General features: G+C 70.4%; 9 protein-coding genes. 5 read left to right on the top strand and 4 right to left on the bottom strand.

Going from position 1 to position 14,435, the window contains the following annotated elements:
• Positions 1-383, bottom strand: a 383-nt coding sequence (locus tag AB0I59_RS06210; protein WP_358130577.1) for a hypothetical protein, incomplete at its 3' end; no start/stop codon positions are given.
• A gap of 697 nt (positions 384-1,080) precedes the next feature.
• Positions 1,081-1,170: a hypothetical protein gene (locus AB0I59_RS06205; protein WP_358130628.1), complete on the bottom strand. Its 90-nt coding sequence runs from the start codon at positions 1,168-1,170 to the stop codon at positions 1,081-1,083.
• Positions 1,171-1,360: 190 nt separating this feature from the next.
• Between AB0I59_RS06205 and AB0I59_RS06200 the strand changes: the two genes are divergently transcribed.
• Positions 1,361-4,624: a DEAD/DEAH box helicase gene (locus tag AB0I59_RS06200; RefSeq protein ID WP_358130574.1), complete on the top strand. Its 3,264-nt coding sequence runs from the start codon at positions 1,361-1,363 to the stop codon at positions 4,622-4,624.
• Positions 4,621-5,499 carry an SWIM zinc finger family protein gene (locus tag AB0I59_RS06195; protein WP_358130572.1) on the top strand — a complete coding sequence of 293 codons (879 nt, stop codon included), beginning with the start codon at positions 4,621-4,623 and terminating at the stop codon, positions 5,497-5,499. The genes AB0I59_RS06200 and AB0I59_RS06195 overlap by 4 nt, the downstream gene beginning before the upstream one ends.
• Before the next feature lie 28 nt (positions 5,500-5,527).
• On the opposite strand, the gene AB0I59_RS06190 is transcribed toward AB0I59_RS06195, so the two are convergent.
• Together AB0I59_RS06190 and AB0I59_RS06185 are read right to left on the bottom strand one after the other, a co-directional pair.
• Positions 5,528-6,457 (bottom strand): diacylglycerol/lipid kinase family protein, encoded by a 930-nt coding sequence (locus AB0I59_RS06190; RefSeq protein WP_061261221.1) that lies wholly within the window; start codon positions 6,455-6,457, stop codon positions 5,528-5,530.
• 102 nt (positions 6,458-6,559) lie between these two features.
• Positions 6,560-9,310 carry an immune inhibitor A domain-containing protein gene (locus AB0I59_RS06185; protein WP_358130568.1) on the bottom strand — a complete coding sequence of 917 codons (2,751 nt, stop codon included), beginning with the start codon at positions 9,308-9,310 and terminating at the stop codon, positions 6,560-6,562.
• A gap of 332 nt (positions 9,311-9,642) precedes the next feature.
• On the opposite strand from AB0I59_RS06185, the gene AB0I59_RS06180 reads away from it, so the two are divergent.
• The 3 genes from AB0I59_RS06180 (at position 9,643) to AB0I59_RS06170 (ending at position 14,424) form a co-directional block, all read left to right on the top strand.
• Positions 9,643-10,992, top strand: a complete 1,350-nt coding sequence (locus AB0I59_RS06180; RefSeq protein WP_358130565.1) for an FAD-binding oxidoreductase — start codon at positions 9,643-9,645, stop codon at positions 10,990-10,992.
• 69 nt (positions 10,993-11,061) lie between these two features.
• The gene (locus AB0I59_RS06175; RefSeq protein WP_082777618.1) at positions 11,062-12,756 is read left to right on the top strand and encodes a serine/threonine protein kinase; all 1,695 of its coding nucleotides are present in this window, start codon (positions 11,062-11,064) and stop codon (positions 12,754-12,756) included.
• Between the two features lie 69 nt (positions 12,757-12,825).
• Entirely contained in the window at positions 12,826-14,424 is a 1,599-nt protein-coding gene (locus tag AB0I59_RS06170; protein WP_061261225.1) for an acyl-CoA carboxylase subunit beta, read from the top strand.
• Positions 14,425-14,435 lie beyond the last annotated feature (11 nt).

Here is a 14,435-nt window from a genome sequence, read left to right as displayed (position 1 = left end):
CGCGCCTTATCAAGCAGACCGGCCGACAGGGCGTCACGCACGGCCGGGAGCCGCACTTTCAAGTCATAGGCGAGACCGTATTCACGTTCAGCGGCCCGGCGGGTGAGACGCAACGCCGCCCGCACTTCGTCGGGTGAATTCTTGTCCGGCTCGGGCATTTTCTCCATGCCGGAGACGGAAATCTCATACAGGCCGACTTCGGCCATCACGACGGCTTTCCGCGCCTGCACGTGCGCTTCGAGACGGGCGTAGGCTTGCATCACGATCACGGCGTCGAAGCCGTCCAGCCTGGCGATATCGATCCGCTCCAGCACGGCGGCCAATCCCACGCCCGGGGGCATGTCGCCCAGGCCGTCGGGGATCGGCTGCCGTTCGATATTCACACCGCAACGCTAACAACCACCACCGACAAAAACGCCCTCCGAACGGCTCCGGGAAAAGCACTCGACGCATTCACCTGGAATCACAGATTCCGCCCCCCACGGAATGTATTGATCGCCGTCTTTTTCCTACCTCTATTGAGGGTGGCTCATGGCGGAGATCGGGCTCCGTCATGGGGGTGAGGGGAAGGGCGGGTTGGTGGCGGGCGGTATCACGGGCAGCCCGCGATCTGGGCCGGGGAGGTGAACGGCGATAGGGGGTTGGTGGGGGTGGGGGTGACGGGATCCTCGTGGCGAGGCCGTGGCGAGGCCGTGGCCAGTGGCGAGGGCCGTGGCGAGGCCGTGTCGAGTGGCGAGGCCGTGGCCAGTGGCGAGGGCCGATGCCCTGACTTGCTTGCGCCTGTGTCTCGGAACCGGGGGGCGGGGCTCAGCTCCAGGAGCGTGAGGCGGCGGGAGCGGAGCGGAGTGCGGGTGGTTGTGGAGGCGCGCGTAAGACCGTGCCAGCAACCACCGCGCCCGCGAACGCCGCGCATGCGGCTCACCAGGCCGCGACTATCACGGCGCGCCGGAACAACTGCCCGCCGTAGCGGAGCGGCAGGCGCGTACGGCGGCTCAGGGGCCAAAAGGGGGAGCCAACCACACATATGGCGAAGCTGTACCTGGCGAACCTGTCATAGCGAACCTGTCCATAGCGAAGCCGTCATGGCGAAGCCGTCATTCCGTACCGACGAAGCGAGCCGCTCATCGTGCACCCGCTCATCGTGCACCCGCTCATCGTGCACCCGCTCATCGTGCACCCGCTCATCGTGCACCCGCTCATCGTGCACCCGCTCGTCATGCGGATCGCCATGACGTGACCCGCTCTTCACGCACCATGCACCAGCGAAATCCGGCGAATCCATGAGATCACGGCTGATCAAAGCACGGTGCGACCGCTGCTACTGTTGCCCGGCACGGGAGGTGTGAAGGGGGTACGGCACGTGCTCGTGATCCATAGCACCTGGGCCGAGGGCTACCTCAGGCTCTGGGCGGAGGACACCTCAGGCGGCCACGCGAACGACGGCCCGGTAGGCGTCGGCTTAACGGCCGAAGGCCCGGTAGGCGTCGGCTCAGCGGCCGAAGGCCGGGCGGGTGGCGGCAGGGCGACCACGTCACGGGCGAAGATCCGTCCCCATCCGTACGCCGCCCCGGCGGCGGCCATCACCAATGATCTGTCTCTCTGGGGCGACATCGCCGCGGCTTCGGCGGGCAAGGCCGACGCCGGCGAACTCGTCCTGCTCCTGCCCAGCTCGGGACGGAGCCCGCTGCCCTCCCGGGAAGCGGGGCTCGCCGTCACCGCGCGAAAACCGAAGATCAGCGCCTGGCGGGTTCCCGCTCTGCGGGTCGCGCCCGAGGCGGCTCTGGATCTGCTGGACCGCGTCGACGAGATGGCCCATCTTCCGGCGGAGGCGTACGAGCCGGGCGAATACCCGGAAGGCGATCCACGGACGGCCGTTCCCGGACCGTCGCTGCGCTATCTCGCCGTTGTCGCGGCCTATGCCCGTGACCTGGTCCGCCGCGGGCGGGTGCTGCCCCAGCTCGTCGCCGAGGACGGCGGTTACGCGGCCCGGTGGCGGCCGGTGCTGACCGGCGCCTACGCCGCCAGGTTCCGGGAGCTCGCGACCGCGATGCCGCCGGTCTGCCGGGCCGTGGAGGAGGAGCGGCCGTCCGCGCCCGTGCTGCTCGATGCCCTCGCGTCCCTGGCCGACGCCGCGGTACGTCACGCGCTTCCCGAACGACTGCTCGGCGGGCACCGCCCGGGGCTGCGCAGTCCCCTCGCCGATCGCTGGACGGTGGCCCTCACGGGGGACGCGGCCCTTCCGGGCGTGAAGGAGACCGAGGCCGAGAAGCTGGCCCGGCCGCTCCGGGAGTGGTTCACCTCGGCGCACCAGTTCGACGGTCCCGTCCGGGTGTGCTTCCGCCTGACCGAACCGCCCGCCCCTGAGATCGACGATGAACCACACCCGCTCGGACCTGGCGACGAAGACCGGGGGCGGACCGGCGACGGCGACCCCACCGGAACCACTGACGACCACGAGCGGCGTTCCGCGGACGACGGGGCGTGGCGGGTGGAGTTCGCCCTCCAGGCCGCCGATGATCCGAGCCTCTATCTGCCCGCGGAGTCGATCTGGGCGGACGAGAGCGCGCCCGGCTTCTCGCAGCGCCCGGACGAGACGCTGCTCGCGGGCCTCGGCCGGGCCGTACGTCTCTATCCGAAGGTTGAGGAGGCGTTGCGCGGGCCCCGGCCTTCCGCGCTTGTGCTCGACACGGCGGGGGCGTTCGCCTTCCTCCGTCATGCCGCGCCGCTGCTCCAGGCCGCCGGGTTCGGGGTGCAGTTGCCCGCGTGGGCGGGCCGTACCCGGCTGGGGCTCAAGCTGACCGCCCGCTCCCAGCGGAAGGCCGGACCGGGAGCGGCGAGCGACCAGGGGTTCGGCCTGCACCAGATCGTGGACTTCCGCGCGGATCTGGCGATCGGCGACGAGACGATCAGCGAGGAGGAGCTGGCCGCGCTGGCCAGGCTCAAGGTGCCGCTGGTCCGGGTCAGGGGACGCTGGGTCGAGCTGGACGACCGGCAGCTGGGCGCCGCGCTGAAGGCCGTGGCGAGGCGCCAGGCGGGCGAGATGACGGTGGGCGAGCTGATCCAGGAGGTCGTCCACGGCGGTGACGAGGACCTGCCGCTGGTCGAGGTGGACGCCGACGGACTGCTCGGGGACCTGCTCTCCGGTGAGGCGGATCGCCGGCTCGAACCGATCGCCACCCCTGAAAGCTTCCGCGGCACGCTGCGGCCGTACCAGGAGCGGGGGCTGTCCTGGCTGACCTTCATGTCGCGGATCGGGCTCGGTGGGGTGCTCGCCGACGACATGGGCCTCGGGAAGACCGCACAGACGCTGTCGCTCCTCCTGAACGAGCGCGAGCGGGGCGAGCGCCCGGGGCCGACGTTGCTGGTCTGCCCGATGTCCCTGCTCAGCAACTGGCAGAAGGAGGCCGCGCGGTTCGCCCCCTCGCTGGACGTCTACCTTCATCACGGCGCCACCCGGTCGCGGGACGAGGAGCTTGCCGAGCGGGTGGCCGAGGCGGACATCGTGCTCACCACGTACGGCACCGCCCTGCGGGACCGGGAGGTCCTGGCCGGGTTCGACTGGGCACGGGTCGTCTGCGACGAGGCGCAGGCCATCAAGAACAGCGCGGCACGGCAGGCGCAGGCCGTACGGGCCCTTCCCGCGCGCACCAGGCTGGCGCTGACGGGCACGCCGGTGGAGAACCACCTGGCCGAACTCTGGTCGATCATGGAGTTCTGCAATCCCGGCCTGCTCGGCCCGGCGAAGGACTTCCGGGAGCGTTACCAGGAGCCGATCGAGCGGCGTGGCGACGAGGCGGCGACCGCGGCGCTCAAGCGGGCCACCGGCCCGTTCGTGCTGCGCCGCCTCAAGACCGACAAGACGATCATCTCGGATCTGCCGGACAAGATGGAGATGAAGGTCTGGTGCAACCTCACCCCTGAACAGGCCACGCTGTACCAGGCGGTCGTCGAGGACATGATGGCCAAGATCGCGGGCAGCGAGGGTATCGAACGGCGCGGCAACGTGCTGGCCACGATGACGAAGCTCAAGCAGGTCTGCAACCATCCGGCGCACCTGCTCAAGGACGGCTCCCGGCTGCCCGGCAGGTCGGGGAAGCTCGCCCGGCTGGAGGAACTGGCCGAGGAGATCGTCGCCGAGGGCGACAAGGCGCTCGTGTTCACGCAGTACGCCGAGTTCGGGACGTTGCTCCAGCCGTACCTGTCGGCGCATCTCGACCGGCCGGTGCTGTGGCTCCACGGCGGGCTGCCGAAGAAGCAGCGGGACGCGCTGGTCGAACGTTTCCAGACCGACGACGAGCCGATGCTGTTCCTGCTGTCGCTCAAGGCGGCGGGTACGGGCCTCAACCTGACCGCGGCCAACCACGTGATCCACGTGGACCGGTGGTGGAACCCGGCGGTCGAGAACCAGGCGACCGACCGGGCGTTCCGCATCGGGCAGACGAGGAACGTCCAGGTCAGGAAGTTCGTCTGCGTGGGCACCCTGGAGGAGCGGATCGACGAGATGATCGAACGCAAGACGGCGCTCGCCGAGAGCGTGGTCGGCACCGGCGAGGACTGGATCACCGGCCTGTCCACCGACCGGCTGCGGGAGCTGTTCCGGCTCGGACCGGAGGCGGTCTCATGAGCGAGCGCGGGAGCCGGCCCGACCCGAAGACCTGGATCTTCGAGCACGTCCGGCCGATCCGGGTGGAGGGCGGCCTCCACGTGCGCAGCCGCCGCGGCTCGATCGGCGAGCGGTGGTGGTCACGCCGCTTCATCGACATCCTGGAACGCGTCTGCGACAAGGGCCGGCTGTCCCGCGGCCGGGCGTACGCGCGGTCGGGGCAGGTCATGCACCTCGACATCGCGCCCGGCCAGGTGACGGCGTGGGTCCAGGGGTCACGGCCGAAGCCGTACGACGTCACGATCGGCGTCGCCGCGTACGGCGCGGACCAGTGGCGCGTGCTCACGGAGAAGCTGGCGGCGCGGGCGCTCTACCGCGCCAAGCTGCTCGCCGGAGAGATGCCTCCGGAGATCGAGGACGTCTTCCGTGAGGCGGGCCTGCCGCTCTTCCCTGGCGAGCGCGGGCTGGACATGGCCTGTTCGTGCCCCGACTGGGGCTTCCCGTGCAAGCACCTGTCCGCGGTGCTGTACGTGCTGGCCGAGTCGTTCGACGACGATCCGTTCCTGGTGCTGGCCTGGCGCGGCATGGCCAAGGAGGACCTGCTCGACGCGCTGCGCGCGGCGAGACCGGCGGATCATCCCCGAAGCTCTGACGACGCCGGGACGGCATCGCTCCTCGACGTGACCGACGTGGCCTTCTCCGATCGCATGGACGGCTTCTACGAGCCGGCCGTCTCCCCTGCCCGGCTGCGGGACCGCGGCGACCTGCCCACGACACCGCCCGACCTGCTGCTGCGCGCCCTGGAGCCGCCCGCGGTCAAGGCGCGGCACATCCCGATCCTGGACCTGCTCAGGCCCGCCTACCGGACGCTCGCGGAGGACGCGGACGGCGGCTGAACCGGGCTCCCGTGACGCTCCGTGGACCTCAGGTGTCGGTGAAGTCCGACGGGACCATGACGCGCACGCCGTTCGGGATGGTCTTGAGCACGAGCGGGGTGCGCAACCGCACCTCTCCGTCGATGTCGGCGGCCATCGGGGGGTCGGTCTCCAGCAGCATCTCGGTCCCGGTGACGAACGGGCCGCCCGCGAGGCTCTGCCACCGGCCGGTCGTGGCGCGTACGAGGGTCTCGGCGAGCAGCCTGAGCCGCTTGCCCGAGCCGAGTTGGTAGGCGACCAGCCGCCGGTTGTCGATGCTGATGTCCCTGGCGATCTGCCATCCGCCGTGGAAGCGGCCGTTGGCGATGTTGAGCTGGTGGGTGAGCACCTCGTGCCGCCTGCCGTCCACCGTGATGTACGCACGGAACGGCTGGTGGCGGGGAAGCAGCCTGATCGCGGTCAGCGGGTAGGCGGCGCGGCCGAGGAGCCGCTTGACCCACGGCCGCACGGTTCCCGCGACCTCGACGGAGACGCCGAAGCTGGCCAGGTTGGCGAAGGGGCGGTCCCCGCAGACGCCGAGGTCGATGTCGGCGACCTTGCCCTCGGTGAACACGCGTACGGCGCGGGAGAGGTCGAGCGGCAGGCCGAGGCTGCGCGCGAAGTTGTTGGTGGTGCCGAGCGGCAGGACGCCCAGGGCGACGTCGCGGTGGGCGATGTGCTTGATCGAGCTGCTGAGGGTGCCGTCGCCGCCGCCGACGACGAGAAGGTCGGGGGCGGGGGCGAGCGCCCGCTCGATGGTGTCCCTGAGCCGGGTCGGGTCGGTGACCTGGTGGACGCCGGCCAGGTCGAACCGGCCGGCTTGGAGGAGCCGCAGGACCTCGGGGTAGTGCCGCCGCCCCCGCCGTGATCGCGTGTTCACGACGACGGCGGCACGCCGGTGCGTGTGGATCGCCGCCGTATGGTCCGCTTTGCTGCGCATGATCACATAGTAGGCGGGCCCGGCGGCTGGTGCGGCCGCCGGGCCCTGACCGGTGCGTTACGCCCTTATGGGGTCCTCACGCCCCGGGACTGCCTGATGTGACTACTTCTTGGGCGCCGTCACCTGGACGATCGCGCCGAGGTTCAGCGGCAGCGGGGTGAGCAGCTTGATCTGCACGCCGAGCTGCTTGTTCTCGTCGCCGGGGTTGCCGGTGCCGAGGATGGCGCCGCCGATGTCCGTGCCGTACAGCGAGGTCGCCGGGGTGCCGTCGGGGTTGACGACCCGGGTGGTGTACTGCTGGTTGTCCTTGGACGGGACCACGGAGGAGCCGTCACGGTGCCGGTAGTACAGCTGGCTGCCGCGGATCTCGAAGCCCGGGTACCAGCCCTTGGCGTCGGTGAAGGTCTTCACCGCGGCCTGCTTGGCGAACGAGGTGCAGTACTCCGTGAACGCCTCGCCCTCGATGCACTCCTTGAACGGGTAGGTGCCGACGAAGTTGAACGCCGCGTTCGAGGACTGCGGACGGGAGGGGAGGTTCTTCAGCGTCGAGGCGTCCTTCGTCGCCGCCTCGCCGGTACGGCGCAGCGGGTCGAAGTGCGAGTCGACGATGAGGAGCTGGCCCTTCGGACCGACCGAGGGCAGGTCGAAGGTGCTGTCCGCGACGTTGTTCATGGCGCGCGAGGTGTCGCGGTACCAGACCAGCAGGCCCGGCGCGTTGTACTTGATCTTCTCGACCTTCCAGGCGCCGTCACGCTGCCAGGTGGTGTCGTAGGCGAACTGGAGGCCCTTGTCGAAGCCGTCGAAGTTGCGCCACTCCGCCAGGTAGTACTGCGCGGACTGCACCTGGCCGGTGTGGGTCACCCAGCCGGCTCCGGTGGAGTCGGTGAAGGTGCCGGTCGTGGCGGTCCAGCCGTTGGCGCCGCCCTCGACGTCGTCGCTCCAGACGGACGTGCCGCCGTCGGTGAGCGAGAAGTCGTCCAGGAACCAGCCGGTGTTGACGGCCGCCGCGTCCGTGGCGTACCGGAGGCGGACCTGCACGGACGTGCCGGCGAACGGCGTCAGGTCGGCGTAGAGGTGCGTCCAGCCGCCGCTCTCGCCGGTGATGCCGTACTTCTTGTTGCCGTAGTCCCTGAGCCGGCCGTTGGGGTCGGGGTCACCGTCGTCGGTGCTGGCGAGGGTGCCGTCCTCCTTGTAGACCTTCTGCTCGGACCAGGTGGCGCCGCCGTCGGTGGAGACCTCGAAGAAGCCGTAGTCCCACTCGGACTCGATGCTGTAGTCGGTCCACCACCAGAACTTCTTGTCCGCGCCGGCCGGGACGGCGACCGCCCTGGTCAGCTTGGAGTCGGCCCAGTTCTGGTCGCTGCTGGACCACCACACGTTGGAGCCGCTGTGCGGGGTGGTCATGACGATGTGCTTGTCCGGCAGGTTGATCCGGACGCCGTCCTCGGTGCCCTTGGGCGTACGCGAGCTCTGCCCGACGGTCACCACCTTGGTGCCGTCACCGGGGTTGAGGGTCTTGGGGTTGGCCCATCCGAGCACCCACTTGTCCCACAGGCCCATGTGGGTCGGCAGCGACTGGAAGATCGGCCCGGAGTGGGAGCCGCTGGACATGAGGTCCCAGAAGTCCACGTCGGAATCGCCGCCGCCGGTGGCGTCGTACAGGTCGGGCAGGCCCAGGTCGTGGCCGTACTCGTGGGCGAAGACGCCCACCCCGGAGTCCTCGGGCTGCACGATGTAGTTGGAGATCTTCACGCTGGTGCCCGGGACGGTGTAGCCGCCGGTCACGTCGCTGGAGTGCGCCCAGATGGCGAAGGTGCCCTCCGCGCCGCCGCCGCCGGACTTGTCCTCACCGGCGTGGATCAGGACCAGGTGGTCGATCACGCCGTCGGGCTCGTCGTAGTTGCCGTCGCCGTCGGCGTCGGAGACGTCCTCCTTGTCGTAGTCAGCCCACGGGAAGGAGGGGTTCGCGGCGGCCAGAGCGTTCACCGCGTCGACCGGGAGCTGCGCGGCGCCGCGCGGGTTGTCCGGGTGACCGGACATGTCCTGCATGGCGGCGCCGCACTTGCCCGCGCCGTACCACGCCTCGGAGTGCGGGACCTTGATCCAGCCGACCGCCTCACCGGAGACCGTGTACGCGCCCTTCGAGAGCTCCTCGTACATGTTCTTCATGGTGGAGCCGGAGATGTCGATGCCCTTCTTACCGTCCCTGGGGTCGGTCAGGTCGGGGCGGACCCGGTTGGTGATCCCCTCCGAGCTGTAGAGCATCTTGTTGTAGTGGGCGTTGTTGAAGTCCGACACCCACATCGAGTTGTTGTCCTTGCCACCCCCAGCCGCGTCGGCCGGGTTGGGGATGGTGTTGTGGAGCGGTCCGTTCAGCTTGGTGCCGGCCGGCTCGGTCACGCAGTCGTCGACGTCGTCGATCGTCTTGGGGTGCGTCCAGCCGGAGAAGTCGTCGTTCGCCTGGTCGTTGAACTCGACCAGCAGCGTGAGCAGCTTGGCGGTCTTGGTGGTCTTCGACTTCTTGTAGATGAAGTCGAAGGGGTTCTGACCGGTCCTGATCGCCCGCTTCTCGTTCTTGACCAGTTCCCGCGCGGCGACCGGGTTGCCGCTGGAGAACTTGTGGTCGATCTCCTTGGCGAGCGCGGCGGTGCGCTTCGCCCCCTTGGAGGGGACCTCTTCGGGGGTGTCGGTGACGTCGCTCTGCACACGCGGCGGCGCGTAGTTGATGTAGTGGTCCTTCGCCGAAGGCTGGTAGTTCGCCTGGGGCGTGGCCGCACCTGCTGTGGCGAGTCCCGCCGCCGCCAGCCCGAGAGCGGGCACGACCGCGACGAGACGCCTGAGTCTCCTGGACAACAAGATCCCTTCCCCGCCCGGGGTCACCGGGCGCGTCACGAGGCGCACCGGGATGAGCGCGCGCCTGGCCTGGGGGTCCCGCGGCGAAGCCGCCTCGGAATCCGCAAGCGGACGATAAGGAGGAAGTAAAGGAAGCGTAAAGGGCGTAGATCGAACTTTGTCAAACCGTGATCTCTCCGGGATCGAACCGCCGCCCGACCTGGGCGGACACCGTTCCGACCTGCGGGCCGACCTGCGCGGACGCCGTTCCGAGCAGGCCGCGGGCCGCCGCCGGGCTTCCTACCTGCGGTTCTTTTCGCCTAGAGGGCACGGCCGCCGTAAAGTCCCTTTTTGTGAGAGAGCTCATCGCCGCGCTGCCCGAGGGACGGGTACTGACCGATCCCGACGTCACGGAGTCGTACGCCAGGGACCGCACCTTCCTGCGGCCGGGCAAGGCGCTGGGAGTGGTGCTCGCCCAGTCGCGGGACGACGTGGTCACCACGATGCGGTGGGCCACCGAGCACCGGGTGCCGGTGGTCCCGCGCGGTGCGGGCTCGGGTCTCGCGGGCGCGGCGACGGCCATGGACGGGAGCGTCATCCTGTCGCTGCACCGGATGACGTCGATCCTCGAACTGTCGCCCGACGACGAGATCGCGGTCGTCGAACCCGGGGTGATCACCGCCGATCTGGACCGCGCGGCGCGGGAGCACGGGCTGATGTACGCGCCCGACCCGTCGTCGTACGAGATCTCGACGATCGGCGGGAACCTGGCCACGAACGCGGGCGGCCTGCGCTGCGTGAAGTACGGGGTGACCCGCGACTCGGCGCTCGGCCTTGAGGTCGTGCTCGCCGACGGGCGCGTACTCAACACGGGCCGCCGGACCGTCAAGGGCGTCACGGGCTATGACCTGACCGGGCTGTTCGTCGGCTCGGAGGGCACCCTCGGGGTGATCACGAAGGCGACCGTGCGGCTGCGCCGGGCTCCGGCCGAGGTGGCGACGGTCGCGGCGGAGTTCACCTCACTGCGGGAGGCGGCGGCGGCCGTCTCGGCGATCATCGCCGCCGGATGCCAGCCGTCGCTGCTCGAACTGATGGACCGCACGACGCTCAAGGCGATCGACGACTGGAAGAACATCGGCCTGGAGCCGGGCACGAAGGCGATGCTGATCGCGCAGTCCGACGCCTCGGACAGCCAGGGGGTCGCCGCACGGATGGCCGAGCTGTGCGACGCGAACGGCGCGTCCTTCACCGCGTTGTCCGGCTCGCCCGAGGAGGCGGCGGAGCTGGTCGGGGTACGGCGGCTCGCCTACCAGGCCAAGGAGCGCCTCGGGCAGTGCCTGGTCGAGGACGTCTGCGTGCCGAGGTCCGTGCTGCCCGACATGATCGGGGCGGTCGAGGCCGCGGCGGCCAGGCACGGCGTGGTGATCGCGACGGTGGCGCACGCCGGCGACGGCAACCTGCACCCGGTGTTCATCTTCGAGCGCGGCCTGGAGGAGCCCCCGCCGGAGGTGTGGGCGGCGGCCGACGAGGTGTTCCGCGAGGCACTCGCGCTGGGTGGGACGCTGACCGGAGAGCACGGCGTCGGCCTGCTCAAGCGCCGCTGGCTCGCCCTGGAGTCCGGTCCCCTGGCGACCGAGATCCAGCACGGGATCAAGCAGGTCTTCGACCCGCTGAATCTCCTGAACCCCGGTAAGGCAATCTAAACCTCCCCTCCTTCATCACTGGTAGCGTTTTCCTCTCTTGTCACGCTAAATGGGGAAAACGGGGTCAAGATGGCATTGGGGGAAGGTGATCCGGCGCGGCTGGGGCCGTTCGAACTCGTGGACCGGCTGGGAGAGGGCGGTCAGGGGATCGTCTACCTCGGCCGGGGCCCCGAGGGCGAACAGGTCGCGGTCAAGCTGCTGCACACCCGCCTGGCGGGTGACCAGGAGGCGCGGCACCGGTTCCTCCGGGAGGTCGCCCTGGCCCAGCGGGTCGCCCGCTTCTGCACGGCACCCGTCCTCTACGCCGATCTCGTGGGCAACCAGCCCTACATCGTCAGCGAGTTCGTCCCCGGTCCGTCGCTCCGGCAGCTGGTGGACAAGGAGGGGCCGCGCAGGGGCGCGGCCCTCGAACGCCTGGCCATCAGCACGGCGACCGCCCTGGCCGCCATCCACCGGGCGGGGATCACCCACCGCGACTTCAAGCCCGCCAACGTCCTGATGGGCCCCGAGGGCCCGGTCGTGATCGACTTCGGCGTGGCCAGGGCGCTGGACTCGCCGCAGGCGACCGCCACCGGCGCCGCCATGGGGACACCGTCCTATTTCGCTCCCGAGCTGCTCTCCGGCGGTGAGGCGACCGGCGCCGCCGACGTCTTCGCGTGGGGCGTCACCATGGTGTTCGCGGCGACCGGGACCCCCGCGTTCGGCGCCGACTCGATCCCGTCCGTGATCACCCGCATCCTGAACACCGAACCCGACCTGAGCGCGCTCACCCCGCCCCTGCGCGACCTCGTCGGCGCCTGCCTGTCGAAGAACCCCGCGCTGCGCCCCTCCGCCGACGACCTGGTCGGCGCGCTCACCGGCCAGGCGACCGCGCCGACGGCGACCCCGGCGCCGATGGCAGCGGCGGCACCGGCCGCGCGCCCGCAGCCCGCACCGGAGAGACCCCAGGGCGCCGCGCGCAGGCCGGGACGGCGGCTGCCGATCCTCGCGGGCGTGGGAGGCGCGGTCGCGGTGGCGGCGATCGCCGGAGCGACCCTGGTGACCAGCAGGACCACGGCCAACATGGCGAACGAGCAGCCGGGGACACCCGTGGCGCAGGCGAGCGGCTCGCCGTCCACCACCCCGGTGGATCAGGTCGTCCCTCCCCCGTCCAGGCCGCGCACGTCTCCGCCCACTCCCAAGGCATCCCCGTCCGGCTCCCTCACCGGCGTCCCCGCGCACCGCCGTACGGCGCCGCCCGAGCCGGCGCGCAGTCCGGTGCGGAGCCGCACCACGACGCCGAAGCCCACGGCGGCGCCGACCCCCGAACCGAGCTCCGTGGTGATCCCTCCGTCGACGGAGGAGACCTCGGCGCCCACCAAGACCGTCGCGCCGACCCCCGTCAAGACCGCCACCAAGGCCCCCACGCCGACCAAGTCGGCCACTCCGGCGCCGAAGCCGAACCCGTACACGGCGAAGGGCGTCTGCGGGGCGGGCTTCGGGGTCGTCGACTCCCACTCGTGGAGCGGCAAGGCGACGACCTACCTGCTCTACAACGCGTCCACGGGCAAGAACTGCGTGATCACGATGTCGAAGTACGTGGTCCCCGGGAAGATCAGGATGGGTGCGGTCCTGAAGGTCAAGGGCGGCTCCTCCTCCAGTTCCTTCGCCTCGTACACGGTCTACGCGGGCCCGCTCAGGCTCACCGCGAAGAAGACCTGCGTCATGTGGGGAGGCGGGTACGGCAGCGCCACGTGGACCAGCGCCTGGTCCCACTGCGGCTGACCCGCGTTGACGTGTGCGACGCTTTCCGAGCAGGATCTACCCCGTGGCAGAACATGGTTCGGTGGCGCGATGGCGACCTTGACGAGCCGGTTGGACACCTCCGGCCGGGAGTACGGCACGCGCCGTGAGGCCATGCTCGCCCGGCTCGGCGAGCTGTCGGCCGAACACGCCACGGCCGTGGCGGGCGGCGGCGCCAGGTACGTCGAGCGGCACCGGGCGCGCGGCAAGCTGCTCGCCCGCGAGCGGATCGAGCTCCTGCTCGACCCGGACTCCCCGTTCCTCGAACTGTCCACGCTGGCGGCCTGGGGCACCGACTATCCCGTGGGCGCGAGCGTGGTCACCGGGATCGGGGTGATCGAGGGCGTCGAATGCGTGATCAACGCCAGCGATCCGACGGTGCGCGGCGGCGCGTCCAACCCGTGGACGCTGCGCAAGTCCCTCCGCGCGGCCGACATCGCCCTGCGCAACCGGCTCCCGCTCGTCAACCTGGTCGAGTCGGGCGGCGCGGACCTGCCCGCGCAGAAGGAGATCTTCATCCCCGGCGGGCAGGTGTTCCGCGACCTGACCCGGCTGTCCGCGGCGGGCGTCCCGACGATCGCGCTGGTCTTCGGCAACTCGACCGCCGGAGGCGCGTACGTGCCCGGCATGAGCGACTACGTCGTCATGGTGAAGGACCGGGCGAAGGTGTTCCTCGGCGGGCCTCCCCTGGTGAAGATGGCGACCGGCGAGGAATCCGACGACGAGTCGCTCGGCGGCGCCGACATGCACGCCCGCGTCTCCGGGCTGGCCGACTACCTGGCCGCCGACGAGTACGACGCGCTCCGGATCGGCCGCCGGATCGTCAGGAGGCTCAACTGGCGCAAGGCGGGGCCCGCTCCTGCCGCCGCCGCTCCGCCGCCCCGCTACGACGAGGACGAGCTGCTGGGCATCGTCCCCGAGGATCTGAAGATCCCGTTCGACCCGCGCGAGGTCATCGCCAGGGTCGTGGACGGCAGCGACTTCGACGAGTTCAAACCGCTGTACGGATCGAGCCTGGTCACCGGGTGGGCCGCCCTGCACGGCCACCCGATCGGGATCTTGGCCAACGCCCGAGGCGTGCTGTTCGGCGAGGAGGCGCGCAAAGCCGCGCAGTTCATCCAGCTCGCCGGCCAGTCGCGTACGCCGTTGGTCTTCCTGCAGAACACGACCGGCTACATGGTGGGCAGGGAGTACGAGCAGGGCGGCATCATCAAGCACGGCGCGATGATGATCAACGCGGTGTCCAACTCGACGGTCCCGCACATCACGATCGTCATGGGCGCCTCCTACGGCGCCGGCAACTACGGCATGTGCGGCCGCGCGTACGATCCCCGGTTCCTGTTCTCCTGGCCGAGCGCCAAGTCCGCTGTGATGGGGCCGGCGCAGCTCGCGGGCGTGCTGTCCATCGTCGGACGGGCCGCCGCGGAGGCCAGGGGCCAGGTCTACGACGAGGAGGCGGACGCCGCCATGCGGCAGATGGTCGAGGCCCAGATCGAGGCCGAGTCGCTGCCGTTCTTCCTCTCCGGACGGCTGTACGACGACGGCGTGATCGATCCGAGGGACACCCGCACCGTCCTCGGGCTGTGCCTGTCCGCGATCGGGAACGCGCCGGCCGCCGAGCCCGCGGGCTTCGGCGTCTTCCGGATGTGAGGGCGTGATGG

The sequence above is a fragment of the Microtetraspora glauca genome (assembly GCF_040656155.1).
GTDB lineage: Bacteria > Actinomycetota > Actinomycetes > Streptosporangiales > Streptosporangiaceae > Microtetraspora > Microtetraspora glauca.
This window is presented reverse-complemented; position numbering and strand designations above follow the sequence as displayed.

Excerpts from the sequence above, each read along its gene's own strand:
- AB0I59_RS06195 (WP_358130572.1), top strand. The coding sequence starts at position 4,621 with ATGAGCGAGCGCGGGAGCCGGCCCGACCCGAAGACCTGGATCTTCGAG.
- AB0I59_RS06190 (WP_061261221.1), bottom strand. The coding sequence starts at position 6,457 with ATGCGCAGCAAAGCGGACCATACGGCGGCGATCCACACGCACCGGCGT.
- AB0I59_RS06170 (WP_061261225.1), top strand. The coding sequence starts at position 12,826 with ATGGCGACCTTGACGAGCCGGTTGGACACCTCCGGCCGGGAGTACGGC.
- AB0I59_RS06205 (WP_358130628.1), bottom strand. The coding sequence starts at position 1,170 with ATGAGCGGGTGCACGATGAGCGGGTGCACGATGAGCGGGTGCACGATG.
- AB0I59_RS06175 (WP_082777618.1), top strand. The coding sequence starts at position 11,062 with ATGGCATTGGGGGAAGGTGATCCGGCGCGGCTGGGGCCGTTCGAACTC.